This window comes from Pandoraea captiosa (assembly GCF_902459775.1).
Taxonomy (GTDB): domain Bacteria; phylum Pseudomonadota; class Gammaproteobacteria; order Burkholderiales; family Burkholderiaceae; genus Pandoraea; species Pandoraea captiosa.
This window is the reverse complement of sequence record NZ_CABPSQ010000002.1, coordinates 187,212-212,675: the sequence shown is the minus strand read 5'-3', so window position 1 is coordinate 212,675 and position 25,464 is coordinate 187,212. Positions and strand designations below refer to the sequence as shown.

At 63.9% G+C, this 25,464-nt stretch carries 23 protein-coding genes and 1 pseudogene; 14 read left to right on the top strand and 10 right to left on the bottom strand.

Annotation, left to right across the window (positions count from 1 at the left end):
* Positions 1-35 precede the first annotated feature (35 nt).
* Positions 36-1,229, bottom strand: a complete 1,194-nt coding sequence (locus PCA31118_RS06195; RefSeq protein ID WP_150624060.1) for an MFS transporter — start codon at positions 1,227-1,229, stop codon at positions 36-38.
* Positions 1,230-1,517: 288 nt separating this feature from the next.
* Here PCA31118_RS06195 and PCA31118_RS06190 point away from each other — a divergent pair, with 288 nt between their 5' ends.
* Positions 1,518-2,429 (top strand): LysR family transcriptional regulator, encoded by a 912-nt coding sequence (locus tag PCA31118_RS06190; RefSeq protein ID WP_150624058.1) that lies wholly within the window; start codon positions 1,518-1,520, stop codon positions 2,427-2,429.
* A gap of 24 nt (positions 2,430-2,453) precedes the next feature.
* Here PCA31118_RS06190 and PCA31118_RS06185 read toward each other — a convergent pair whose 3' ends face one another.
* Positions 2,454-3,884: an MFS transporter gene (locus tag PCA31118_RS06185; RefSeq protein WP_174990359.1), complete on the bottom strand. Its 1,431-nt coding sequence runs from the start codon at positions 3,882-3,884 to the stop codon at positions 2,454-2,456.
* Between the two features lie 235 nt (positions 3,885-4,119).
* Between PCA31118_RS06185 and PCA31118_RS06180 the strand changes: the two genes are divergently transcribed.
* Together PCA31118_RS06180 and PCA31118_RS06175 are read left to right on the top strand one after the other, a co-directional pair.
* Positions 4,120-5,013, top strand: a complete 894-nt coding sequence (locus PCA31118_RS06180; RefSeq protein WP_150624056.1) for a LysR family transcriptional regulator — start codon at positions 4,120-4,122, stop codon at positions 5,011-5,013.
* Positions 5,014-5,061: 48 nt separating this feature from the next.
* Positions 5,062-5,445 (top strand): hypothetical protein, encoded by a 384-nt coding sequence (locus PCA31118_RS06175; RefSeq protein WP_044453238.1) that lies wholly within the window; start codon positions 5,062-5,064, stop codon positions 5,443-5,445.
* Between the two features lie 117 nt (positions 5,446-5,562).
* On the opposite strand, the gene PCA31118_RS06170 is transcribed toward PCA31118_RS06175, so the two are convergent.
* Complete coding sequence (locus PCA31118_RS06170) at positions 5,563-5,919, bottom strand: DUF2288 domain-containing protein (protein ID WP_150624054.1); 357 nt, start codon at positions 5,917-5,919, stop codon at positions 5,563-5,565.
* Positions 5,920-6,073: 154 nt separating this feature from the next.
* Here PCA31118_RS06170 and PCA31118_RS06165 point away from each other — a divergent pair, with 154 nt between their 5' ends.
* Positions 6,074-6,496 (top strand): hypothetical protein, encoded by a 423-nt coding sequence (locus PCA31118_RS06165; protein ID WP_150624052.1) that lies wholly within the window; start codon positions 6,074-6,076, stop codon positions 6,494-6,496.
* A gap of 157 nt (positions 6,497-6,653) precedes the next feature.
* Here PCA31118_RS06165 and PCA31118_RS27315 read toward each other — a convergent pair whose 3' ends face one another.
* From PCA31118_RS27315 to pepE, 3 genes and pseudogenes are all read right to left on the bottom strand, one after another.
* Positions 6,654-6,896, bottom strand: a complete 243-nt coding sequence (locus PCA31118_RS27315) for a DMT family transporter (protein ID WP_246190106.1) — start codon at positions 6,894-6,896, stop codon at positions 6,654-6,656.
* A 148-nt stretch (positions 6,897-7,044) separates the two neighbouring features.
* Positions 7,045-7,272, bottom strand: a pseudogene (locus PCA31118_RS27600) (hypothetical protein); the annotation flags it as partial.
* 178 nt (positions 7,273-7,450) lie between these two features.
* Complete coding sequence (pepE, locus tag PCA31118_RS06150) at positions 7,451-8,164, bottom strand: dipeptidase PepE (RefSeq protein WP_246190105.1); 714 nt, start codon at positions 8,162-8,164, stop codon at positions 7,451-7,453.
* A 484-nt stretch (positions 8,165-8,648) separates the two neighbouring features.
* Here pepE and PCA31118_RS06145 point away from each other — a divergent pair, with 484 nt between their 5' ends.
* The 4 genes from PCA31118_RS06145 (at position 8,649) to PCA31118_RS06130 (ending at position 14,908) form a co-directional block, all read left to right on the top strand.
* Positions 8,649-10,829, top strand: coding sequence for a malate synthase G (locus PCA31118_RS06145; protein WP_150624048.1), 2,181 nt, complete (start codon positions 8,649-8,651; stop codon positions 10,827-10,829).
* Between the two features lie 143 nt (positions 10,830-10,972).
* Positions 10,973-12,256, top strand: coding sequence for a DUF445 domain-containing protein (locus PCA31118_RS06140; protein ID WP_150624047.1), 1,284 nt, complete (start codon positions 10,973-10,975; stop codon positions 12,254-12,256).
* Between the two features lie 295 nt (positions 12,257-12,551).
* On the top strand, positions 12,552-13,682 hold the full coding sequence (locus PCA31118_RS06135) for a porin (RefSeq protein ID WP_150624045.1): 1,131 nt from the start codon (positions 12,552-12,554) through the stop codon (positions 13,680-13,682).
* Positions 13,683-13,816: 134 nt separating this feature from the next.
* Positions 13,817-14,908 carry a nucleoside hydrolase gene (locus PCA31118_RS06130; RefSeq protein ID WP_150625138.1) on the top strand — a complete coding sequence of 364 codons (1,092 nt, stop codon included), beginning with the start codon at positions 13,817-13,819 and terminating at the stop codon, positions 14,906-14,908.
* 74 nt (positions 14,909-14,982) lie between these two features.
* Here PCA31118_RS06130 and PCA31118_RS06125 read toward each other — a convergent pair whose 3' ends face one another.
* Entirely contained in the window at positions 14,983-16,089 is a 1,107-nt protein-coding gene (locus tag PCA31118_RS06125) for a LysR family transcriptional regulator (RefSeq protein WP_150624043.1), read from the bottom strand.
* Positions 16,090-16,333: 244 nt separating this feature from the next.
* Between PCA31118_RS06125 and PCA31118_RS06120 the strand changes: the two genes are divergently transcribed.
* The 4 genes from PCA31118_RS06120 (at position 16,334) to PCA31118_RS06105 (ending at position 21,004) form a co-directional block, all read left to right on the top strand.
* Entirely contained in the window at positions 16,334-17,686 is a 1,353-nt protein-coding gene (locus PCA31118_RS06120) for an NCS2 family permease (protein ID WP_246190104.1), read from the top strand.
* A gap of 47 nt (positions 17,687-17,733) precedes the next feature.
* A complete protein-coding gene (locus tag PCA31118_RS06115; RefSeq protein WP_150624038.1) occupies positions 17,734-18,843 on the top strand; it encodes an adenosine deaminase family protein in 1,110 nt (369 codons plus the stop codon).
* A 250-nt stretch (positions 18,844-19,093) separates the two neighbouring features.
* Positions 19,094-19,591 (top strand): hypothetical protein, encoded by a 498-nt coding sequence (locus tag PCA31118_RS06110; protein ID WP_150624036.1) that lies wholly within the window; start codon positions 19,094-19,096, stop codon positions 19,589-19,591.
* Between the two features lie 144 nt (positions 19,592-19,735).
* Positions 19,736-21,004 (top strand): hypothetical protein, encoded by a 1,269-nt coding sequence (locus PCA31118_RS06105; protein ID WP_150624034.1) that lies wholly within the window; start codon positions 19,736-19,738, stop codon positions 21,002-21,004.
* 38 nt (positions 21,005-21,042) lie between these two features.
* Here the strand turns inward: PCA31118_RS06105 and PCA31118_RS06100 are convergent, their stop codons facing one another.
* The gene (locus tag PCA31118_RS06100) at positions 21,043-22,053 is read right to left on the bottom strand and encodes a hypothetical protein (RefSeq protein WP_150624032.1); all 1,011 of its coding nucleotides are present in this window, start codon (positions 22,051-22,053) and stop codon (positions 21,043-21,045) included.
* Between the two features lie 405 nt (positions 22,054-22,458).
* The gene (locus tag PCA31118_RS06095; RefSeq protein WP_174990358.1) at positions 22,459-22,773 is read right to left on the bottom strand and encodes a DUF4148 domain-containing protein; all 315 of its coding nucleotides are present in this window, start codon (positions 22,771-22,773) and stop codon (positions 22,459-22,461) included.
* 442 nt (positions 22,774-23,215) lie between these two features.
* Here PCA31118_RS06095 and PCA31118_RS26975 point away from each other — a divergent pair, with 442 nt between their 5' ends.
* Complete coding sequence (locus PCA31118_RS26975; RefSeq protein WP_174990357.1) at positions 23,216-23,359, top strand: hypothetical protein; 144 nt, start codon at positions 23,216-23,218, stop codon at positions 23,357-23,359.
* Between the two features lie 200 nt (positions 23,360-23,559).
* Positions 23,560-23,823 (top strand): hypothetical protein, encoded by a 264-nt coding sequence (locus PCA31118_RS06090; protein WP_150624028.1) that lies wholly within the window; start codon positions 23,560-23,562, stop codon positions 23,821-23,823.
* Between the two features lie 212 nt (positions 23,824-24,035).
* Here PCA31118_RS06090 and PCA31118_RS06085 read toward each other — a convergent pair whose 3' ends face one another.
* Positions 24,036-25,343, bottom strand: a complete 1,308-nt coding sequence (locus tag PCA31118_RS06085; RefSeq protein WP_150624027.1) for an MFS transporter — start codon at positions 25,341-25,343, stop codon at positions 24,036-24,038.
* Positions 25,344-25,464 lie beyond the last annotated feature (121 nt).

The window sequence follows — 25,464 nt, the reverse complement described above, 5'->3', positions numbered from 1 at the left end:
TGCGCAATGCAAGCGGTGTCAGACCGTCCACCCAGTCACACCACCGGGGTTTCGCAGTTCGGTACGGGCTGACGCCGGGCGTCGCGGCGATCGAGCTGCAAGCTCAGCCATGCCACCCCCACTCCGACGAGCGGCACGAGCGCCGCCACCCACGGCACGGCCGCGAGGCCGGGACCGTGCTCGATGACGAAGCCGCCCAGCCACGCGCCAATGGCGTTGCCCAGGTTGAATGCCGCGATATTGAAGCTCGACGCCAGGCTCTCGCCTGCGCCGGACGCCTTCTCCATCACCCAGAGTTGCAGCGGCGCGACCGTCGCGAACGCCGTCGCACCGAGCAGGGCCACGAACACGACGGCCAGCCAGTGCGAGTGCAGCGCGAAGGTCATCGCGCCGAGCACGACCGACAGCGCCAGCAGACTCCCCAACACAGTCGGCACCACACGACGGTCAGCGAGCTTGCCACCGAGCAAATTGCCCACGACCAGTCCGCCGCCGAAGATCAGCAGAATCGGCGAGACCGCCCCTTCGGAAAAGCCCGTCACTTCGGTGAGCAGCGGCGCAATATAGGTGAACACGCCAAACACCCCGACCCAGCCCAGCACTGTCGTCAGCAGGCCCAGCAACACCGGGCGACGCGCCAGCGCACGCAAGTCGGCACGCCAGTCACCGGCGTCCTTGGGTGCCGCGATCTTCGGGACGAAACCGGCGATGACGAGCCAGGCGAGGGCACCGATCAGCGTGACTGCCCAGAAGCTGGCGCGCCATCCGAAATGCTGGCCCAGCCAGGTGCCGAACGGCACGCCGAGAATGTTGGCGACCGTCAGTCCCGTGAACATGACGGCAATGGCCGACGCGCGGCGCTCGCGCGACACGAGGCCGGTCGCCACCACCGACCCGACACCGAAGAACGTGCCATGCGCGAAGGACGTCAGCACGCGCGCGGCCATCAGTGCGCCGTAGCTAGGAGCCAGCGCACAGGCGGCGTTGCCGACGGTGAAGATCGCCATGAGCACGAGCAGCACCGTCTTGCGCGGCCATCGAGCCGTAGCGGTCGTCATGATCGGGGCACCGACCACGACACCTAGCGCATAGCCGGAAATGAGCAGGCCCGCTGCGGCAATCGACACGCCGAAATCGGCGCCGACGTTAAGCAGCAAGCCCATGATGACAAACTCCGTCACACCGATGCCGAAGGCACCGGCGGTGAGGGCATAAAGCGCGATAGGCACGGAAAACTCCTGTCTGAGTGAGGACGGCACACCGGCGCCGAATGGTCGACGACGGCCCACGACGGCCGCAGCCGAGGAATGGCCGACGAATCGCCAACTAACCGGCGGCGAGTGGATGTGCGGAATATAGACGGCCCTGCATTGATGAAATAGACTGCGCGAAGGAAAATCATTTGTGACTTCAAGTCACAAACAGCGCTTCTCGGCGCGACACACCGGCGTGGCGTCATGGGATTCCCCGCCTTGGCGACGGCAGGCACACACGGCAGAGATCTCGGAAAACTTCAGATGGGTCGACAGGAAGTCAACCGCTCAGGCGATATGGAAGTGTTCGCGCGCGTGGTGGAGCTCGGTGGCTTTTCGGCGGCGGCGCGCGCATTGCACATGACGCCTTCGGCCGTCAGCAAGCTGGTCGCGCGGCTTGAAGCGCGACTCGGCGCCCGTCTTTTCAACCGCTCCACACGACGTCTGCAACTCACCCCGGAAGGCACCGCGTTCCACGAACGAACGCTGCGCGTGCTGGCCGACATCGACGCCGCAGAACGCGAGGCGGCCGCCGGCGCCGTGCCGCGCGGCTTGTTGCGCGTGAATTCGAGCGTCCCGATCGGCACGCTCTATCTGTTGCCGGTCATCCCGGCGTTTCTGGCGAAGTATCCTGAGATCCGGCTCGATCTGACGCTCACGGACACCGTCGTCGACCTGCTCTCCCAGCGCGCCGATGTCGCCGTGCGCGCAGGTCCGTTGCGCGACTCTCGGCTCGTTGCACGCAAGCTGGGGGAGAGTCGTGTGCACGTGGTGGCCTCACCCGACTATCTCGCGCGCAGTGCGCCGTTGCGTACGCCGGCGGACCTCATCCGGCACAACGTCATGGCGTTCAATTTCGAGCGTCACATCGAAGGCTTGCCGTTTCGCGACGGCGCGGGCGGCGTCACCCTGTACCCACCCGCAGGCAACGTGTTGACGAGCGACGGCGAGACCATGCGCCGTCTCGCGCTTCAGGGCGTGGGGCTCGCCCGTCACTCCCGATATCACGTGGACGCCGATCTGCGCGAAGGGCGTCTCGTGCCGGTGCTCGAAGACTACAACCCCGGCGATCTCGAGCCGGTGCATGCCGTGTATGTCGGCCAGGGCGGCCACTTGCCCGCCCGCGTGCGGGCATTTCTCGACTTTCTCGTGGACAACGTTCACCTGCCTTGTTGAGCGACGAACCGCTACGCGCAGCGTTCATGCCCGCCTGAGCTCACGATGCGACCACGCGAAGAGCGGCCACGCCAGCGCGGCGCAGACCAGACCGCCCGCCCACACGAGCCCCCATCCGCCCAATGACAACAGCAGCGGAATCGTCAACGGCGTGAGAAACATCGTGAGGAAAACCCCCGTGTTGCCGATACCGAGCGCCGTGCCCGCGCGCGAGGCGCCAGCCAGCGTCGCCAGTTCGGTAAAGGCCACGCCGTGCCAGGCAGACGCGATCACACCGCCCGCGATCAACAGCGCGATCATCAGCGGCGTGCCATGAGCGAGCCAATCGGCACGCAGCGAGAGCAGCGCGACGAGCAACCCCAACATGGCGAAGACGATGCCCACGGCAATCGTGCACACGCGCAGATAGGCAGGGCGGTTGCGACGTTTGTCCGTGTAACGGCCGCTCCACACGCGGGTGATCGCAGCGCCCGCCTGCACGGCGCCCAGGGTCAGCGAAATCGTCAGCACGCTCACATGGGCAAAGTCATGCAGAAACACCGTGCCGAATGTAACGACCGCCACCTGCGGCATGACAAGCACGGCCATGCCCAACGCGGTGCTCAGCAGTCGCGCATCGCGCAGCGGCGAGTAGGAGGCGCCATGCGTGCCATGAGGCACATTGGCCCGCGCACCGTTGCGACGCATCGTGTCGTGCGGTTCCTCGGGGGGTTCGAGCAACCACAGCCATGCCATGCCCGCCGCGGCCACACACGTCACGGCAAGTCCGACGAACACGGCGCCGAAGCCGAAATGCAGCGCGGTGCCCGGCAGCACCAGCGCGCCGATACCGCTGCCCATCGGAACCGCGCACTGGCGCACGCTCATCGCCAGTCCGCGCTCGCTGTCGTGAAACCAGCGCATGACCGCGCGTCCGCTCGACCCGTTCACGCTGCCGCCAAGCACCCCGATTGCCAGCATGCCGGCGGCGAGCGTCGGCATCGACGGAATGGCATGTGCCGTCGGCACGACCCACAGACCCAGTCCCAATAGCGCCGCCGCCGTCACCAGCAACCCGACGAGCAACACGCGCCGGTCGCCCCAGCGGTCCGTCAACATGCCCCACGGCAATTCGGAAACGGCGATGCCCAGACCGATCATGCCAAGCACTATGCCGAGGTCGCCGGTCCCCAGGGCATAGTCGCTTCGCATCTGCACGGCCGTAGCAGGGATACCGCCCATGGCAGCCGCAAAGCTGCCGTTGGCGGCAACCCCTACGCCGAGAACCTTCCAGCGATGACCAGGACCGAGGGCTACGGTGCAATTCGGCGCGCTCGGCGCGACCGGCGCGGATGACACAGACGGCGCGCCCACCGCAGAAGCCGCAGACGTGGGGGAACCGATGGAAGCGGCGGAACAACGGCTCGCCGCTGCATTCACTGGTGCAGCAGGCACGGAACACAGACGTTCATTCATGAGTGACACAGGGCGCGGCCCGGGGGGCGCGCGTCTCAGAGCAAGGAATCGGAAGTCGCCTGTCTCGCTTGCATCATCCGCACGACGATCAGGCCACCATGCTCCGCATGCTACGGAGGTACAATCCATCGGAAAAGCGGGAAAACTCGATGACTTGCATCGTGTTTTCCGAATTAACTACGGTAAAAGCCAGATTCATGCGCTATGCCGTGGAATGCCTCCGACGAGAGCCGTCATGAACGCCCGCGCCTTCGACCTGACACAGTTACGTACCTTCATCGCCATTCACGACGCCGGCAGCATTTCGGCTGCTGCCGAGCAGATCTTTCTGTCGCAGTCGACGGTCAGCGAACAACTCAAGAAGCTCGAAGCGCGCGCTGGGCAACCGTTGCTGGTGCGCTCGCGAAAAGGGATGCGTCCAACACCGGCCGGCACGCGCCTGATGACCTATGCGCGTCAGATCGCGGCATTGTCGGAAGCGGCGTTCGAAGATTTGCAGGGCGTGTTGCTCGACGGCGAGTTGCGCATCGCCATCACGGACTACTACCGTCCGCAAGATGTCGGCCGCGTGCTCAAGCGTTTTACGAACCTGTACCCGCGCCTGCGGCTTCACGTGAGCGCCATGCAGAGTTCGCAGATCGAGCGCACGGCCCTGACCGGCGAGCACTTCGACGTCGGGCTCGCGTTGCGTCTGTTGAACGAGGAGGTCAGTGCCGGTGAGGAGGTCGCAGGCGAGGGGACTTCGGCCACACTGGTGCGACGCGAGCGTCTCGTGTGGGCGATGTCCGCAACCGCGTCCGAGCCGCTCGACATGCCGCTGCCGCTGATCACGCTGCCGCGTCCGTGCGCCCTGCAAACGCTTGTGGTCAACGTGCTTGAGCGGCACAAGATCCCGTATCGCGTCTCGCATTCGGCGGCGGGCGTCGCGGGCATGCAACTGGCGCTCGGCGCGGGACTGGGTATTTCGTGCCTGAACGAATCGGCCCTCACGCCCGATCTGGTCGTCTGCCCCACGTCGCTCGGTTTGCCGCCCCTGCCGCGCGCGGAATTTCATCTGTTGCCGGGGCACGCCGACGAGACCGACCTGATCCGCCACGCGCGCAATGCGCTGCTGCGACTCTTCGCGTGATACCTTTGCCGCTGATCTCGTTTTTGTCCGCATATTGCGGTTGTCGTCATGCCGGAAGCCACGCCCAATCAACCGATTCGTCTGAATTTCAACACCCGCCGCGCACTGTTGTTCGCGCTGACCGCCGAGCGTCTGTCGGCGTTCTACGAGCATGGTCAGTGGATGACGGACAAGCAGGGCGCAACGCTTGCGCAGATGTGGCTGTCGCGCTCGAAGCTGCAATTGCCGCTGGATGAGCGACGCCTGCTCTCCACGCTGAGCGACGACTTCGCCCGCGAGCTGGCGGGTACGCTCTCACGCGAAGCGGGCCTCTATACGGCGCATGAAATGACGGAATCGCTCGACGCGGACTATGCGTACGCATCCGCGGTGGCGCAGGATTTGCTGGAAGACTGCACGCGACGCCTCGTGGAAGCGGGCATCACGGAATAACGCCGCGCGGTGCGGCAGGCCGAGGCAAGATCACCGATCGGTCGTCAGCCATGCCGCATGACGATCTGCCCGCGCCGACGCGAGCGCGTGGCGCTCGCCCATGACGAAAAACGGGACTCAGGCCGCGATGCCGCGCTCCTGAACGAGCACCCACGGCGCGACGACTACGGCCCACAATTCGGGCATGCGTGCGGCGAAATCGGCGGCTTGTTCCGACTGCATGCGTTGCACCATGCCAGACGTCAGCCATTGTGTGACGGTGGCCTTGTCGTCGTTCGCGACGGCCTCGGCGACCGACACGAGGTCGACCCCGGGCGAGACGAACAGCAGAACCCCGCGTGCGAAAAACGATTCCAGATCCTTCCAGTCGATCTTGGCAGTTTCGCCCAGCAGGCGCAGATAGACGTCGCTGGGTTGCGTATCGGCGCCCGTGTTGGCAGGCTTGGCGGAATCGGTGGGTTTGGAGGAATCCATGAGGGGCGTCGGGATGTGCGAATTGCGAAAACCCGCATTGTAATGCGCCCCGGCGAGCGCGACGGTGGTAGCATCGGAACCCCGCGCGTGGGCCGATGTCGCAGTGACATGGCATGGCCGCCGCGCGGTGGCTAACGTTTTACCGAGGAACCGCATGTCCAAACAAAAAACCGACCCCAAGCTGGAACAAGCGCTGACGCGCGGCGATCTCGCCATGCGCCAGATCAACTCTGCACGTGCGACCGCGTTGCTGCGCGCGCTGGGCGAGATGATCGTGGCAGCGTCGGCGACGATCGGCGTCGAAGCGGTGGTAGACGTGCCGAACGGCGACAAGGTCTACGATCCGGAAGATGGCGTGTGGCCGCAGGCGCTCGTGCTGTCGTTCGACGGCCCCATCGAAGAGGCCGAAGAAGAAGAGTTGCGCACCGTGCAGCTGATCGCCGACAAACACCCCGAGACGTTCCGGGTCGTGTGGCATCGCGCCGACGGCAAAATGGGCCGCCACGAGGCGCGCCCGCTGGCGATGGTCGCATTCCTGACCGACGTCGAAGTCCCCTGGCTCGACGACGACGCCTGATCGTCGCGCCCGCAACGCGGCGACATCGCCGCCACGCGCGCCTCGCACGCCGCGAGGCTGAAGCAAGATTCCCGCCGCTCGTGGCATACGCCCGGGCGGCGGTGTCGTTTACGTCAACGAAGGACGCTTCATCGACTTCATCCGCTTGCCCCGTCAGTCAGATTGTGGCGGCGCGGCGACGCCAGACGGCGACAATCAGCCCCATTGCGATGAATACCGCACCTAACGTACCCGAGAGGTTGAGTGTGTCGCCGAAAATCCAGAACCCGAACAACGTGGCAAATAGTGGATCGCTCGTCTCGATAATCTGTACCGTGCTTGCCTGCCCGCTGGCCACGGCGCGCGTGGTGAAGTAGAAGCCACCGATCGTCGGCAGCAGAACAAGTGCAGCGAGCGTCATCAACTGAGTCCCGCTGGGGAGACTGAATCCCTCCCGCCAGCAAGATGCCCATTGCCGTTCCGGTAGCGCCTGTGTCGGAGAGACACATCGCCGCAACGCCCGCGACGATGGCGCAGAAAGCGACGATCTTCTGGCAAGTGATCCGCTCTGCAAGGCAGAGCCCGGAGAGCAGAATCGTGGCGCCCCCGGCGGCATAGGTGAGAAACGAGACGAGGGGAATCGATGCCCTCGAAAAAGCCTTCGTCTCGAAGAAATAAAGGCAGAAGATGCCCAGAAACACGAGGCAGACAAATTGAGGCCAACGTCTGGCGAGCGTCGCCACCTCGATACGTAGTTCGCGTCTGCACACACATAACGCGGAGACCCAACCCGGCATGGGTTTCGATGGATCAAAAAGTTAGCCGGAATTGTGCCACCACAAACACGTATCGCGACCGAGGCCTCGGGCAAACAAGGCGCATTTCGGAATTTACGGAAAGCCTCATCCTGTAAGGTCGTCCGCCTGACGCGGCGACGTCGAATCGCTGTCGCCGCACGTCCTTCATGGCGACGCTTCAGATCGACGCCAACGCAAACGTACTCCCTGTCGGAATCTTGTCGACAACGCCGCCTTGCCTGAAATGCAAGGCATCGAATTCGCCGAGCACCGTCGCGTGTTCGCCGTGCACGTGCAGCGCCACGCCTTCCGGAATCGCCACGACGCGCTCATCCGGGTTGATCGCCAGATACTCCGCCAGCCGCTCCTCACGCGACTCGCCGTTGTGGCCCGCCGGCTTGCCGCTGATGAAGTGCGGATTCACCTGAAACGGCACAAGGTTCAGTGACTTGAGCGTAGGCGGCTCGACGATCGGCATGTCGTTGGTCGTGCGAATGGTCGGACACACGACGTTCGCGCCCGCACTCCATCCGACGTAAGGCATGCCCGCATTCACCCGCTCGCGCAACAACCCGACGATGCCTGCGTTGTACATGCGGTCGAGCAACACAAACGTGTTCCCGCCGCCGACAACCACCGCTTCGGCCTGCTCGACGGCCGCGCGCGCATCCTTGTGATGATGAATCGACTCCAGCGCGTAACCGAAACGCTCGAACGACGGCTTCACGCGCGTTTCGTACTCGTCGAAGCTGAACGTGATGCCCCCGGCATAGGGCACGAACAGCACGCGTTTTGCGCGCCCCTTGAGCACCGCATGCACCTGCTCTTCAGCATGTTCCAGATACGCCGACGTGCCCTTGCGGGAGCTGCTCATCATCAAAATCTGTTTCACGACTCATGCCTCCTGGGCAGCAGGTCTTTGGGGGATTTTCGTAAAAGCGGGGTCCGCGCGTGGCGATGCGCGAAAACGTCGAGTGTACCCGCCGTCCCGACAATCCCCATCGCCCGATCAAATTGTCTGCGCACGCGCGTCTCGCCCCATCCTCGCCCATGACGCAGCGTTTCTCATAAAGTGAAACGCCATACCGAATGCTGCAACTGCACACGAAAAATCACGCATCGGACGCAAAGCCTTATGGCGCCGATGTCATACGCAAACCCTTATCCCACCTATAAGCTGCGCGGGTGCCGGGACTGGAAATACCGGGTTTCCGAGCGACCGGAGAAGGATTACACTCAGACTCTTATATAAGACTGCCCGACTGCCCCTTAACGTCCGTTCTCCTGACGAAGTGCCCGTCGCAAAATGCGTCGGCATCGCGCCAAGAGGTGGACGGCGTCGCGTCAACCAGGTTTTCAAACTCGAGTACAGCATCATGACTTCCACTTCCAAGCGTGGCGGCCTGACGGTCGCAGACAATCTGATCGCGTTCATCGAAAAGGAAGCCCTCCCGGGCACCGGTGTCGATGTCGACGCGTTCTGGAAAGGCTTCGACGCCATCGTTCACGACCTCGCCCCGAAGAACCGCGCACTGCTCGCCGAGCGTGATCGTCTGCAAGGCGAGCTCGACAACTGGCACCGCGCCAACCCGGGTCCGATCGCCGACCCGAGCGCATACCGCGCCTTCCTGGAGAAGATCGGCTACCTGCTGCCCGCCCCGGCAAGCGTCAAGGCCACCACGGCGGACGTCGATTACGAGATCGCCGAACAGGCAGGCCCGCAGCTCGTGGTGCCGCTGTCGAACGCCCGCTACGCCCTGAACGCCGCGAATGCGCGCTGGGGCAGCCTGTACGACGCCCTGTACGGCACCGACGCCATCCCCGAGACCGGCGGTGCGGAGAAAGGCACCGGCTACAACCCGAAGCGCGGCGAACTTGTGATCGCCTTCGCGCGCGGCTTCCTCGACCAGGCCGCGCCGCTGGCCAATGGGTCGCACAAGGACGCCACCGGCTACGCCGTCGAAAACGGCCAGTTGGTCGTGACGACCACGAACGGCAAGACCTCGCTGGCCACGCCGTCGCTGTTCGTCGGCTTCCAGGGCGACGCTGCCGCGCCCACGGCCGTGCTGCTCAAGCACAACGGTCTGCATTTCGAAATTCAGTTCGACGCGACTCACCCGATCGGCAAGACGGATGCCGCCCATATCAAGGACGTGCTCGTCGAAGCCGCCGTGACGACCATCATCGACTGTGAAGACTCGGTCGCCGCCGTGGACGCCGACGACAAGGTCGAGTTGTATCGCAACTGGCTGGGCCTGATGCAGGGCACGCTCACCGAACAAGTCTCGAAGGGCGGCAAGACGTTCACGCGCCGTCTGAACGCCGATCGCGAGTACACCGGCGCCGACGGCAAGCCCGTCAAGCTGCACGGCCGCTCGCTGCTGTTCATCCGCAACGTCGGCCATCTGATGACGAACCCGGCGATCACCGACCGCGAAGGCCGCGAAATTCCGGAAGGCATTCTCGACGGCGTGGTCACCGTGCTCGCGTCGCTGCACGATCGCAAGCACCGCCTGAATTCGCGCACCGGTTCGATCTACATCGTCAAGCCGAAGATGCACGGCCCCGCCGAAGTGGCGTTCGCCGACGAGCTGTTCGGTCGCATCGAGGCACTGTACGACCTGCCGGCCAACACGCTGAAGATGGGCATCATGGACGAAGAGCGCCGCACCAGCGTGAACCTCTCCGCCTGTATCGCCGCGGCCGCTGCTCGCGTCGCCTTCATCAACACGGGCTTCCTCGATCGCACGGGCGACGAAATGCATACCGCAATGGAAGCCGGTCCGATGATGCGCAAGGGCGACATGAAGTCGTCGGCCTGGATCACGGCGTACGAGAAGCGCAACGTGCTTGTGGGTCTGGCCGCCGGCCTGCGCGGCCGCGCACAGATCGGCAAGGGCATGTGGGCCATGCCGGACCTGATGCACGCCATGCTCGAACAGAAGATCGCCCACCCGAAGGCCGGCGCGAACACGGCCTGGGTGCCGTCGCCCACCGCCGCCACGCTGCACGCCCTGCACTATCACGCGGTCGACGTGCAGGCCGTTCAGCAGGAACTCGAGAAGATCGATTACGCGAAGGAGCGCGACGCACTGCTCGCCGGTCTGCTGACGGTACCGGTCGTGGCCAAGGCCGAGTGGAGCGCCGAAGAAATCCGCAAGGAGATCGAGAACAACGCGCAGGGCATTCTGGGCTACGTCGTTCGCTGGATCGATCAGGGCGTGGGCTGCTCGAAGGTGCCCGACATCAACGACATCGGCCTGATGGAAGACCGTGCCACGCTGCGCATTTCGAGCCAGCATCTGGCGAACTGGCTGCGTCACGGCGTCATTACGCGCGAACAGGTCGAAGAGACGATGAAGCGCATGGCCGCCGTGGTCGACAAGCAGAACGCCGGCGACAAGCATTACGTGCCGATGGCCCCGAACTTCGAAAACTCGCTCGCGTTCAAGGCGGCAAGCGCGCTGGTGTTCGAAGGGCTCACGCAGCCGAACGGTTACACCGAGCCGCTGCTGCACAAGTACCGTCTGGAACTGAAGGCGAAGCAACGCGGCTGATCGTTTTGCGTGATCGCATGCCGATAAGTCATTGAACAGTCGCTGAACAGTTACCGAACGGTCACTGAAAGCCGGACTTATCACGAGACGCCTGACGGGGTAACCTGTCAGGCGTCTTCGTATTTTCAGGAGCCGGTTTGCGCATGGATGTCACCGATCCCGCCATCGCCCTGCAACGCGCCGAACGGCGCGCGCTGTCGTTTCTTCTCGTCGCGCTGGCGATCTTCATCGCCACGCTCTTCATGCCCGTGCATTTCCTCACCGGATGGGTACGCGCCGCCGCCGAAGCCGCGATGGTTGGCGGCCTGGCGGACTGGTTCGCCGTCGAAGCGCTGTTCCGGCGCATTCCGATCCCTGGGCTCTCGCGCCACACGAACATCCTCATTCGCAAGAAAGATGCACTGGGCGACGGTCTCGCGCGCTTCGTGCGGGAGAAGTTTCTCGATACGCCCTCGGTCGTGCGACTCATCGAGCAGCAGAACCCAGCCGACGCGCTCACCCGCTGGCTGGGGTCCTACGACAACACGCGTCAGTTGAGCGCGGTGCTCGTGAAAGTGGCCGGCGGCGTGCTCGACGTGATGGACGAGCGCAACGTGCAGGCGTTCATCCGCCGTGCGCTCGATACGATGATCGACCGGCTCGACCTGTCGCAATCGGCCGCCGCGATCCTCGACACCCTGACGCGCGACGGACGTCATCAGGCATTGCTCGACGAAACGCTCGACTATCTCGTGGCATTGCTCAACGAACCGCAGACGCGCGAGTTCATTTCCGCGCGCATCGTCGAATGGCTGAAGACCGACCATCCGAAAAAGGAAAAGGTGCTGCCCTCGGAATGGATCGGCAACAAGGGCTCCGACATGATTTCGGCGGCAGTGACCCGGATGCTCGCGCAGATGGAAGCCGACGAGTCGCATCAGTTGCGTCAGGCCTTCGATCGCGCGGTAGCGGGCTTCATCACGCGGCTCAAGCACGACCCCGACCTTCAGGCAAAGCTCGATGGCTTCAAAGCGCAGTTGAAGGGCGACACCGCGCTGAACGCCTACGTGGGCGGGCTGTGGAACGAGTGGCGCCACTGGGTGAAGCAGGATCTCGCACGCGAGGATTCGGTGATCGGCGCAAAGATCACCGGTGCGGCCGCATGGATCGGCCAGGAACTCGCGCGCAGCGACTCGCTGCGCAAGGCGCTCGACGCGCAACTCAGAGATGCGGCCGAGCGCATGGCTCCGGGCTTCGCCGATTTCGTCACGGAACACATCCGCGCGACGGTGCACGGCTGGAACGCCGAGCACCTGTCACGTCAGATTCGTCTGAGCGTTGGCCAGGACCTCCAGTACATCCGCATCAACGGTACGCTCGTGGGCGGCCTGATCGGCGCCGCGCTCTATCTGGTTGCGCAAGCGCCGATACTGTTCGCACGAGGATAGCGCACGGCATGGGGCGGACGGTGGAGCGCGGCACCGGCCAGACGGTGCACCCCCACTGTCTGTCCCGCGCAACGCCCACCCCGACCGCCCCGTTTTGGGGCGCCCGCCCGCCACACAAGCCCCCGCGCGGCGTTGCGCGCCGACGCCGTGCCCAATGTCGCGGTTATATCGATTCAATTTATCGATATATAAAAAATCAAAATTATATTTATACAACCCCCTTCCCTATAGTTCGGTCCGAACCGCGCCCACTCTCGCAAGCGCGCGGACACCGACCTTAGAGAAGCCACACCTCATGAAGACCACGATTCTGGCCCGTATGGGCCTTGCCGGCGTCGCCGCAGCCATGGGCCTCGGCGCGAGCGCCGCACACGCACAAAGCAACGTCACCATCTACGGCCTGATCTCGGGTGGTGTGGGTTACGTCAGCAATCAGGGCGGCAACAAAAATTGGCAGGCACTCTCGGGCACCAACCAGAATCCGCGTTGGGGTTTCCGTGGTTCGGAAGATCTCGGTAACGGCACCAAGGCCATCTTCACGCTCGAAGCCGGCTTCAGCATCGTGAACGGCACCGGCGCACAAAATGGTCGCGCCTTCGGACGCCAGTCGTTCGTCGGCCTGTCCGACAAACAGTGGGGCACGCTCACGCTCGGTCGTCAGTACGACACCATTCACGACTACGTCGGCCCGATCATCATATCGAGCAACGGCGTGAACATCGGTGACAACGACAACGGATACAACGATATCCGCATGCAGAATTCGGTGAAGTGGGTCAGCCCGACCGTAGGCGGCTTTCACGGCACCGCCCAATACGGCTTCTCGAATTCGGCCACCGGCTTTCGCAACAACAACGCCTACAGCTTCGGCCTCGGCTACAAGTACGGCGACTTCGACTGGAATGCCGCCTACGCGCAGTACAACAATCCGTTCAGCGGCACGAACAACGACGGCGCCATCGCCAACGATTACGCCAGCCCGCTGCTGATCTTCTCGAAGAGCGCCACGCGCGCCAACGTGTATGCCCGCGAGCAACGTATCTTCGCCACGGGCGGCTTCTATCGCTGGGGCCCGGCGCTCATCGGGGCCATGTTCTCGGACGTGAACTACACGTACCTCGACAACTCGCACCTGCATCTGCAGAACTACAACCTGACGCTGAACTACAACGTCACGCCCGCTCTCGTGCTGGGTGCGGCGTACGGCTTCACCGCAGGCAAGTACGATGTGATCAATACGCGTCCGCAATGGCATCAGGTCAACCTGCAAGCCGACTACTGGCTGTCCAAGCGCACGGACGTTGCGCTCACGCTTAACGCGCAGCAAGCCGCCGGTGACGCGCAAGTCGCCCAGCTCTTCGGGTACGCGGCGTCGAGCACCAAACGTCAGATGGCCGTGACGCTCGGCATGCGCCACACGTTCTGATAGATGCATACGCACCGCGTCTTTGATCGCTATCTTTGATTGCTATCTTTGATTGCTATCTTTTATCGCCGTCTCTTACCGACCAGCAAGTTCGACCCCACGACGACATGAACGAACGGACTCCACCGCACGACATGACTGACGAGCCGCGCAGCCGCCGCAGCTTCCTGCGCACCTCGCTTGCCGCCTCTCTGGTCACGCTCGGCAGCACCGGCGCCGCGAGCGCCTTCGCCACCATGACGACGACCGAAGGCGCGTCGCCGCTCGCGGCAGACGGCGCGACGCGCCGCACGGTCATCATCGACTGCGACCCGGGGCAGGACGACGCCATCGCCATCCTGTTCGCCCTCGGTTCACGCGAGCAAATCGACCTCCGGGCGCTCACCGTCGTGGGCGGCAACGTGCCGCTGAACCTGACCGAGCGCAACGCCCGTATCGTGCGTGACTGGGCCGACAAGACCCGGTCGCTGCCGGTCTACGCCGGTTGCCCCAAGCCACTCATGCGCGATCTGGTGACGGCGGCGAACGTCATGGGACGCTCGGGTCTGGACGGTGTCGAGCTGCACGAGCCACGCGGTGCGCTGGAAAAGCCGCACGCCGTGACCTACCTGATCGACACGTTGCGCGCGGCGGCCCCGGCAAGCGTGACCCTCGTCGGCATCGGTCCGCTCACCAACATCGCGACCGCGTTGACAGCCGCCCCGGAAGGCGCAAAAGCAATTCGTGAAATCGTGCTGATGGGCGGCGCATGGTTCGAGCGCGGTAACTACACCCCGGCGGCCGAATTCAACATTTTCGTCGACCCTGAAGCGGCGAGCATCGTGCTCGGCGCCGGTGTGCCCGTGACCGTGGTGCCGCGCGACGTCAGCCTGAAAACATTGATTACGCCAGCGCGGATCGCACCGTTTCGCGCGCTCAGGAACCGTTGCGGCCCGATCGTCGCCGACATTCTCGCCGCCGGCGTTGCGTATCAGAAGCGCCGTCGCGGCGTGGAAGAAGCGCCGATGTACGACCCGTGCACCATCGCCTATCTGCTCGAACCGACGATGTTTGGCGGGCGACGTGTCAACGTGGCCGTGGAGACGACCGGTCAGCTCACGCTCGGTGAAACGGTCGTGGACTGGAATGGCCGCACGAAGCGTCCGGCCAATGCCATGTGGCTCACCGACATCGACGCCGAGCGCTTCTACGCCTTGCTGCTCGAACGTATCGCGCGCTTGCCGTAAGCCGGTCACCGGTGGCGACCCGGCCACCGCGTTTTTGCATGACGTATGGACACATGAGCGCGGCGCCTGGCGGCTCACGTCGCGAGATGTTCGGCGATCCAGTCGCGGCATGCGCTCACTTGCGGACCGCGCTCCTTGCCCACGAGCGACATCAGCGCCACCGTGCGCGTGACCCGCGGGGAGACGACATCGAGTGCGACCAGCGCCGGATCGTGCAGGTGCAGCGTGTAGAGCCGGGGCAGGATCGCCAGTGCGAGACCGCTTCGCACCAGTGCATAAAGCGGCTCGGTGTACTCCATGCGGTACTTCGGCTCCAGTCGCAGGTTTTGCGAGCCACCCGTGCGTTGCAGGGAATCGCTGACGTTGCCGCGCACGAACACGGCGAGGTCGCGTTCGGTGAGCTGCGACCAGGTGATGGACCCGGCCGAGGCGAGCGGATCGTCGCGACGCGCCACCAGCACGATCTCGTCGTCGAACAAATCGTCGCAGCGAAAGCCCTCGGCGCTGGCAGCGTGGCCCGCCTCATCGGCCTGATCGCGAATGCCGACGCCCAGATCGATTTCGCCGCGAGCCAGGGCCGCGACCAGTTCGCTGTTGGGCAGGTCCGAGAGCGCGAATCTGACATTCGGATGCGCATCGCGCAGCGTGCCGAGCACGGGAAGCAGGCGCGCCGCGACCGATGGAATGAAACCGATGCGCACGGTCTGCGCCTGCAACGTGAAGGTGCTCGCCATGTCGTCGAACGTGCCGCGCGCTGCGTTGAGCAGCCGCTCCGCCAGCGGGAGGATCGTCGCACCGGCCTCGGTCAGCGTCAGACGATGGGCGGAGCGCTCGAACAGGCGCCCGCCGAGCAGGAACTCGATCTGGCGAATCGCGGCGGTCAGCGCCGGTTGCGTGACTGACAGCGCCTGCGCCGCCTGCGTGAAGCTGCGCGAGTGCGCAAGGGCGACGAAGTACTGCACCTGACGCAGTGTGAGCGCAGGTAGCGGTGGCAGAGGTGGCAGAGGTGCCAGAGGCGGCACGCCGGCCGAGGTCTGGGCCGAAGCCGTGGCGGGAACCGTGGCGCCGGCGGGTGCCGCCCTGGCAGGCGACGATGCATCGGCCTTGATGGTGGTGCGGGTGGTGCGGGTGGTGCGGGTGGTGTGGCCGGTGTGTTCGGGACGGCGGGACGAAGTCGCCATGGCGCGCTCCTGAAGTTTCGTCATGGGTGACGGCAAGACAACGGTGTCGCGACGCCGTCGGCGCCGCACAGAATAGATTCGAATTATCGAATCATAAGTAATTTCATTTTTTATTTATAGTCGCACCCACGTAAAGTGCCTGGCACGGCGCTACATGAAGTGCCACATGCAGTGCCGCATGAAGTGCCACCCAGAGACCTCCTATTCTTGGCTTATGCAGACCTCTTCTTCTGAGCGAAATACGGTGCCGCCGACATCCCGGGCGCAGGCCGCTCCGGTCCACGGCGGTTGGCTCGAACGCCGCTTCGCCATCGGCGCGCGCGGCTCCAGCGTGCGCACCGAAGTGCTCGCCGGTATCACCACGTTCCTCGCAGCGGCGTACCTGCTGGTCGTCATTCCTTCGCTGCTTGCCACGGGCGGCATGGATCGCGGTGCGGCCACCACGGCGGTCATGCTCGTGTTCGTGCTGTTCTCGGTATTGATGGGGTGGTACGCGAACCTGCCGTTCGTGGTCGGCCCCGGTATCGGCGGGTCGGTCATCGTCGGCGTGACGCTCGCCGCCACCGAACACGTCGCCTGGCAGACGGGTATCGCCATCGCGTTCCTCTCGGGTCTGCTGTTTCTGCTACTGACGCTGGTTGGCGCACGCAGTGTGGTGGCACGTCTGATTCCGACGGCCATCAAGCTCGGCCTTGGCGCGTCCATCGGCTTGTTCATCGCCGTGCTCGGTGTGCGCAACGCCGGCATGGTCGTCGCCAACGCCAAGACGAACGCCTTTGCGCTGGGGGACTTCAGCAAGCCGGGCACCCTCGTCGCGCTGATCGGCCTCGGCGTGGCCGTGCTGCTGCAGGGTCGCAAAGTGCCCGGCGCCATCCTTTGGTCGATCCTCGTCGCGGCCATCGCCGGCGTGCCGCTGGGCGTGACGAAAGTGCCGGAGTCGTTCATCTCGCTGCCGCACAGTCTGGCGCCGGTCGCCTTCCAGCTCGACCTGAAAAGCGCGCTGACGATCTCGGCGCTGCCCTACCTGTTTGCCTTCTTCGCGGCGGAATTCTTCTCTACGCTGGGCACCACGCTTGCCGTGGGCGGCAAAGCCGGTTTGCTCGATGAACACGGCAACATGGAGAACATCAACCGTCCGTTCCTCGTCGATTCGATCGCGGCCACGGGCGGCGCCCTGCTGGGCATTCCGGCGCTCACGGCGCTGGTCGAATCGGCCGCAGGCGTGGAAGCAGGCGGCCGCACCGGGCTCACGTCCATTGCTGCCGCGGTGATGTTCGCACTGGTGTGCTTCTTCGTGCCGGTCGCGCTCGCGATCCCGAAAGAGGCGACGGCGCCCGCGCTCATTCTCATCGGCCTGTCGATGTTCAGCACCATCCGGCATGTGCCGTTCGACGACTTCAGCGACGCCTTCCCCGTGTTGGCAATGGTGTTGCTCACGCTGCTCTCGAACAGCTTCGGCACCGGCATTGCCGGCGGTCTGCTGTGCTATGTGCTGGTCAAGGCGCTGATGGGCCGCTTCAAGGAACTGCCGTGGGGTCTGTACGTGCTGGCCCTGCCGCTGGCGTATTACTTCTGGACGGTCGTGGGACGTCACTGAGCGACTCGCGGGCCTGCACTACCCCGAAATAATCAAGATTGGACGTTATGACAGAGACACCGGGCCACGTGCCCGCCGCACGCACCGGCGTGCAGATTCAGGAGGCGCATCGCACGTTCTTCCGTGCGATGCCGAAGGTCGAACTCCATTGCCATTTGCTCGGCGCGGTGCGTCACGACACGTTCGTTGCGCTCGCCGAGAAGTCGAATGCGCCGCTCGAACGCGCCGAAATCGATGCGTTCTACACGCGGGGTGAGAAACCCGTGGGGGTGCTGCGCGTGCTGCGTGCGCTCGATCAGTATTTGCTCACGTCCCCGGACGACCTGCATCGCATCGCGTACGAATATCTGGCCGACGCCGCCGAGTACAACGTGCGATACAGCGAGTTCTTCTGGAACCCCACGGGCACCGTGCGCACGTCCGGCATTCCGTATGCCGCCGCACAGGACGCCATCGTCGCCGCCATTCGCGACGCCGAGCGCGATCACGGTATCGTCGGCCGTCTGATTCCGAGCATCGACCGTGAAGCCGACGCGGCCGAAGCCGTCGAAATGGTCGATTGGATGCGCACCCATCGGGCCGACGAAGTGATCGGCATCGGTATCGATTATCGCGAGAACGACCGGCCGCCCGAACTTTTCTGGAAGGCCTATCGCAACGCACGCCTTGCGGGCTTCAGAACGACGGCGCACGCGGGCGAATTCGGCATGCCCTGGACGAACGTCGAGACCGCCGTCGAGCTGTTGAAATGCGACCGCATCGATCACGGCTACACCATCGTCGACGCGCCGGATTTCGCACGCGAATGTGCCGAGCGCGGCATTGTCTTCACGGTCGTGCCGACCAATTCCTATTATCTGCGCACGCTCTCACCCGAGCGTTGGGCGGAAGATCACCCGATGCGCCGCATGCCGGGCCTCGGCCTGAAGATTCACCCGAACACCGACGATCCTACGCTTCACAAAGTCAATCCGGCGCAGGCATGGGAGCTGATGTTCAGCCACTTCGGCTTCTCGATCGACGAGTTGCGCACCTTCATGCACAACGGCCTCGACGGCGCATGGATCGACGACAGCACTCGACACGACTGGCGCCGCCATTTCAACGCGGCATTCGACAACGCGCGCGACGTGCTCACCCAGTCGCTGGCGACCTGAGCGCCAGCGCAACGCTTTCCTTGGTCTCACCCGACCTTCAGCCGCCTCCGGGCGGCTTTTTTTTGCCCGTTTCAGATCCTAACGAACGGAAAGAGCGGAAAGATCCGACACGCATGACGCGAATACCATAGCCGGGAAATTGCGGCATCAATCGTCATGATTCACCCCAAAAGGGGCGCGCTGTCTATTCGCGGTAACGACGAGCGGCTACCATGCGCCGCTCTTTTCACCACGATCTGGCAACAGCAGCATGCAACTCAACTTCCGTGGTTCGACATCTGAGCCAGCACACGTCGACCGGGTCGACCCGACTTCGCACGCGTCGCCTGTGACGTTCGACATGCCGCAGCGCCGGCTGAACGATTTCCTGGACGCGCTAAGTCGCCGCTTTCAGCTCCATGACCTTCAGGCCCGCGACACGCCCGGCGCGGGTGTGACACTGGAGAACGGCGACGCCGTCTACTTTCGCGCCAACGGCACGCTCGACACGTTCGATCTCTACTTTCGCATCGCCTTGCCGCCTGCGGCGCGGCATCACGCCGACCTGATTCCGTGGATCACGACGAACTGCTTTTCGGGGAACACGCCTGCGCGCACGCTTTTCATGCCGGCCGCGCAGGACTGCGTGTTGTTCGGCATAACGGACTTCGAATACGACGCCACCGCCGAGTCCGCAGCGAGCCGACTCGACCGATGCTTCTCCGAATATCAAACATTGATCGCGTTTTTAAGAAGTGAGGTTCATTAAGTCATGATGTTGAGGGTGCAGTCAGACATTTCGCGCGTCGGTTCCAGCGACAATCTTCTGAACTTCGTGCGCAGCGTCCAGTTTTTGAACCGGGCACGCGTAGCCAGCGAATTCGACAATCGGGCGCTTGAGCGGCAAGTGCAAATGGCGCCCGAACGACCCATGCCCGCGCTGGGGATCGGCAAGGGACTCAGTGCCCGCTCCGAGTCTCTCGAGTCGCTGAAGTCGTTGCCCGATTGTCAAACCTTCGAGACATTTCGCGAGGTCGACGTCGGGCGCAATCTGTTCGATTGCGCGCCGTACTATCCGAAAGCCGCCGCACGCGTGGAGTTTGAACGCAAGCTTGGACAGGCGTTGTGCGACGAGCCGACGATTCGCGATATCGCACGTCGCATTCGCGAGCTGACCGGCACGCCAATGCACTTCGGAGGGTTCGAGGTGAGTGCACAGGCCAAGATTTATGCGGAACGCGTGGGCATCGGCGGTGCGGACGAATGCCTGAATTCGCGCGACACGCTGGACGCCCACGTGCTCGCGACACTGGTCAAGGCCGAGGCGCCGGAGTACGACGATCCCGGCGCGCCCGACCCCAAGCGCCGCCGCAACATGTTCAATGCGGCATCGCATCCGGAGAATCCCATGCACCCGTGGAATCTGCGCGAGTTCGATGTGCCGATCGCCGAAATCAAATCACCCAAGCAGTTGCCCGAGCGCATCCGCGCTGTCATGCAGGCACGCTGGGACGCGTTGCGTCACGGGTCCGGCGACAAAGACCTCTTCGCATCGGCATTGGCACGCGCGGGCGTGGCAAGGGTGTACGAGGATGAGGGATTTGCGGCGACGAGCGATGTCGTCGAGTACATGTTCAAGTGCGACGTCGAAGCGCGCAAACGACTCCTGCACGACGCGCTCGACATCACATGGAGTACCGCCGAATACACGGGTGACGAAGCCAATAGGCGCGACCTGAATCCGGTCGGCCCCGCTGTGCGTCAGCACCGCACGGGGGATCGCTCGAACATGGTGCGAACGTCCGACCGTAACGATCCGCAGATCGCGAAGTTCGCGCTGGGCGCCATCGTCCACGACAAGCCCGTCATCTCGGGGCCGAGCGGTCATACGCTGCGTTATCTGAATCACTACGCGCAGTGCAAGGAAATGGCGTCCTATTCGACCGATGTGTCCGACTGGCCGTCGCTTGCCGAAGCCCGCATGGTGATGATGGCTAACCTCATGCCGCCCAAGAACCATCACTCGTATCACGAGATCATGTCCGCGTCGGTGGGCGTGACGGACGGCGACGAAATGCTGGATTACCGTGACCGCGCCGCCTACGCCGATCTGAACGATACGCCGCTGGGCGCCGCGATGCTCGCCCGATTGAAGGAAGACGCGCTGCGCACCCTCCCCTGACGCGGAGAACGCTGGCTAACACGCGGATCAGGCGACGCTCACGATTCGTCGCCCGAGGTCTCGCTTTCGGTGTCCAGCGAGTAATCGAGCACCACCGGTTCTCCATACGCGCGAAGCGATTGCGGGGCGTGGCGGAACCGGTCCGCGATTGCCTGAGCGCGCTGTGCGGCGAGCGCCGGTGTCCTGGACAGCGTCGCCTGCGCGATGTGCTGCACCTCGTCTGCGAACGCCTTGCCAATGCGTCGGCTGCTGCGATGAAGCACGAAGCGGCCGTTGGCCGGATCGAACAGGCCGCCGTTGGTGCGGCTCTCGGCTTCGACTTCGGCGCATGCCGCACATGGCACGAAGCGGCCGGCCATCGGCACGACGATCAGTGCATCGCGAGGCAGGCGCAGTCGGGCGACGGCGGCGCCATGCCATTCGTCCACCTGTTGCGCGATTGCCGCCTCGATGCACTGCTCCGCATGCATCGTTTCCGTGCAGCCCGGCGGCAACGATGCGAGACCAGGCGTGTTCGTCATTGGCGTGTGCACGACCAGATCGCGAAACGTCGGCCGGGGACTTGCGGCGTCCCGCAACACGCGGTGCAGCGTATCGAGCGCGTCGTCGAGTTGCCGCAGCGCGCTGGCGTGCGGCACCGCACCCTGCGCGGGCAATCCGATGCCTGCCGTCACTTCGTCACGCGCCGCATCGCGCATTGCGGCAAGCCCGTGACCCTCGACGTAGTGACGCCTGAGCTTGCCGATGTCGCGCACGCGACGCGACATGACCATGGCATCCCAATTGCGTGTGTCGGTGTGCGCCGGCCGCCGTGGCGCGCCTGATAGCAGCGCGTCGTCCGTCAACGCGTGATGAAGCGCCTCGCAGATGCGTGCGGCGTGGAAATTCGATGCGATGTGCATCCGTCCACCGAAAACGCTCACCTGAACTTCCAACGGGTCCACGCGCAATTTCGCTCGCATCGTCATGTTGACCGCGATGGCAATATGCCGCAGCGACTGCGTAACGCGATCGAAACCGCGATAGCGTTTCGGCGCGGGGGGAGCCATCGGTGTGCGAGCGATGCGCAAGATTTCGACCGGGCGCAGGAAGTAGTGGGGGGCGTCTATTGCGTCTATCGCGTATTGCGACGCCGCCGGCGTGTGAGTCGGTCGATGAAGTGAGATTTGCACCATTCGGTAACGTAGGCAACGGGAGAGAGGGGGCAGAGGAAGCGTAGGGAGACCCGCTGGGTCGACCTCGCCGGTGGACGTGCCGTGAGTCGTTCCCCTTAGGGTTCGGAACGGCTGCGCGGATTCTACGGACGCGGATCCGAAACGCTTCTGTATTTGGCGCGACGATTGTTGTGCGGCGTCCGCAATCAACGGGCCTACGTCGTTACTGACGTCACCATAAAAGAAAAGCCGCCGACCCATTCGGGCCGGCGGCTTCGCGACATCGGGGGGGCGATGCGATTACGAGCGGCTGTCTTGCGCAAACACGTTACGGTCGTTCAGTTGGGCACGCACGTCTGCACGCGTAAGCGGTGCGGCGACCGGCGCCGTGTCGACATGCGAGGCCGTGACGAGCGGCGCGCCGGTTTCGGTCTGGATCAGTTGACCGTTAGCGCTGGCCTGGGCCAGTTCGGCGCGCACGTCGGCGCGGCTCACCTGGCTTTGCGTCGCCACAGGCAGGTTCGAGATGTTGTCGTCATAACGGGCGTCGGCGAAAGCGGAGGCCGAAACAAACGAGGCAGCGGCAACAACGGCGGCAAGGATACGGGTGTTCATGGTGAGACTCCTGTCAATTTGGTTGAGTACTTCCGGTTCAGCTAGCGTTCGGGGCATCATCAGCGTCGAGGCCGGGCGGCACTTCGTTTTGCTGCGTTGCGGTGTCCGTCGCGTTGGCATGACTGAATCTTAGGGAAAACCCGTGGTTTTTTCGCAACTGAACGTCTACGAAATGCAACCGATCGTCCGATTCGAAAAACCTATTGAAAATCAATCATTTGGTGCCGTTGAACCGAATATGCATCGCGAATTCTTCACGCATTTATCCGGTTTTTGGGACGAATTAAGGCTCTACGACGCCAGGTGAAATAGGGTGTTTGCTCAGATGGGCTTTATCGCCAAGTGCGTCGGCAGTAGAGTGACAACATGATGAAGTTAGCCGACATCGTGGCTCGCAGGGTGCGCCGCACCGCGGACGATGCCGGTCTACAGGAGCATTACCATGGCTGCCCTCGGTTCCTTCCTTTTGTTGGCGAGCGCTTCGCTGCTCACCGCTTCGTATCTGCGCAGCCGCGCCGCACGCTCGCGTCGCCAGCAAGAAGCGCGCGTACGCGTGACGTCGGCGACGTCCTTCAAGCGCCACTGATCGGCGGCTTTCTGCGAGAGCGTCACGCGCGACACGGTCGGTCGTCCAACACAACGAATCGACGGCGCTGACGTCCGATTATTTCGTTTTCAGCAATGCGTCCTTACACGAGAACGCGTTTTTCTCCTCGCCTCGCGCGCGTAGATTGGCGGCAATGACGGCGCCCATGGTGGACGTCTCGCCAGACAGGAGAAATGAAAATGAAACAATTTCTGATCGCTTCGACTTTTGCGGCCGCATTGCTGAGCGCTGGCGCGGTGACGAGCGCAAACGCTGCCGAGAATACGCAATCCGCTTCGCAACCGTCCGCTCAACCGCAGCAAGTGCAGCAACAAGCGCAGCGCCAGACTCAGGTGCAGGCCCAGCCGGGTCCGGTCGCCGCACAGCCCGGTTCGGTTGTCTCGCCCGCCTATGAAGTGCCGGGTCGCGTGAATCGCGCCGGTTCGATCTACTTCGGCCAGTAAGCCCTGCCGCATGGCGGCATAGAAAGCCGAAAGGTCGAAAGGTCGAAAAAAAGGCGGCAAGCCGGGGAGCCATCCGCCGGCCTGCCGCATTCCCGTAGGCACGTTCGCTACGGGATCTCACACCCCCTGCTTCCCGTTTCCCATCGCTCGGTCCGCATCACCGCGGCCAACTTGATCGCCGGACACCCTTCGTCCACATCAATCAATCCGCTTCAGTACGTACGCTTCATCGCTTTCGCACACGCCGCGGACAGGCACCCCACCACCAGCACATACCCCGCGATCCACCACGGCTTGTGGCCGCCGTATTCGAGCAGCGTTGCCGCCACCAACGGCGTGATCGAGCTGGAGACGATGCCCGAGACCTGATAGACGACCGAGATGCCGGTGTAACGCACCCGCGTGTCGAACAACTCGCAGAACATCGACGCCTCGGGACCGTACACGAACGCATACGCGACACCGAGCGGCACGATCACTGCGAGCGAGACCCACCACACGTTGCCCGAGTAGTGCATCACCGCAAGCGCCGGGATCGACGACAGCCCGCACGCCAGCGCCCCCGCAGCGAAGACGCGCCGGCGTCCGATGCGATCCGAGAGTTTCGACGCATAGGGAATCGTCACGACCAGCACCAGCGCAGCGAGGGTGACGGCCAGCAGGATCGGCGTCTTCGGAAAGTGCAGCGTGCCCACGAGATACGAGATCGCAAACACGGCATAGACGTTGAACACCACGCCATCGATGTAACGCGCGCCCCAGCCGAGCAACACATTGCGGCGATAGTCGCGCACGATCTCCGAGAGCGGCACGTGCGCCACGTGCTGACTGTCCTTGATCTTCGCGAACTCGGGGGTCTCCAGCACGCGCAACCGGATGAACATGCCGACCGCCACGAGCACCAGGCTCAGCATGAACGCGAGACGCCAGCCCCACGACATGAACTGTTCGTCGGTGAGTGTCGAGGACAGCAGGGCCACCACGCCGGTCGACAGACACAACCCCACGGCTAGCCCGATCTGCGGATACGCGGCGAACTGCCCGCGCTTGTCGCGCGGTGCATATTCGAATGCCATGAGCACCGCGCCGCCCCATTCGCCGCCCAGCCCGATGCCTTGCAGCAAACGCAGAAACAGCAGGATCAGTGGCGCGGCGATGCCGATGCTGTCGTACGTCGGCACCAGCCCAATCAGGAATGTCGACACGCCCATGATGGTGAGTGTGACGATCAGCAAGGGTTTGCGCCCCAACCGGTCGCCGAAGTGACCGAAGAGAATGCCACCGAGCGGACGCGTGGCGAAACCCACGGCGTAGACCGTATAGGCGAGGGCGGTGGCAACGAATGCGTCGCCGCTGGGAAAGAAGAGTTTATTGAAGACGAGCCCGGTAATGGTCCCGTACAGAAAGAAGTCGTACCACTCGACCGTCGTGCCGATCAGGCTGGCCAAAGCGACCGTGCGCACCGCTTTTTCGGCGTTGACGGCGTCGCGCGCGCCAACGCCGTTGAGAACCTGTTCCATTGCGCCTCCTGTTGATGCGCCGCGCCCCGGCGGCGCGCTGCGACGCACCGGTCTGCGCCGGGCGTCTGTCTCCTGGATGTCTCGGTGCCGCACATGCCGAAAACCGGTGTGTGGCTATCGT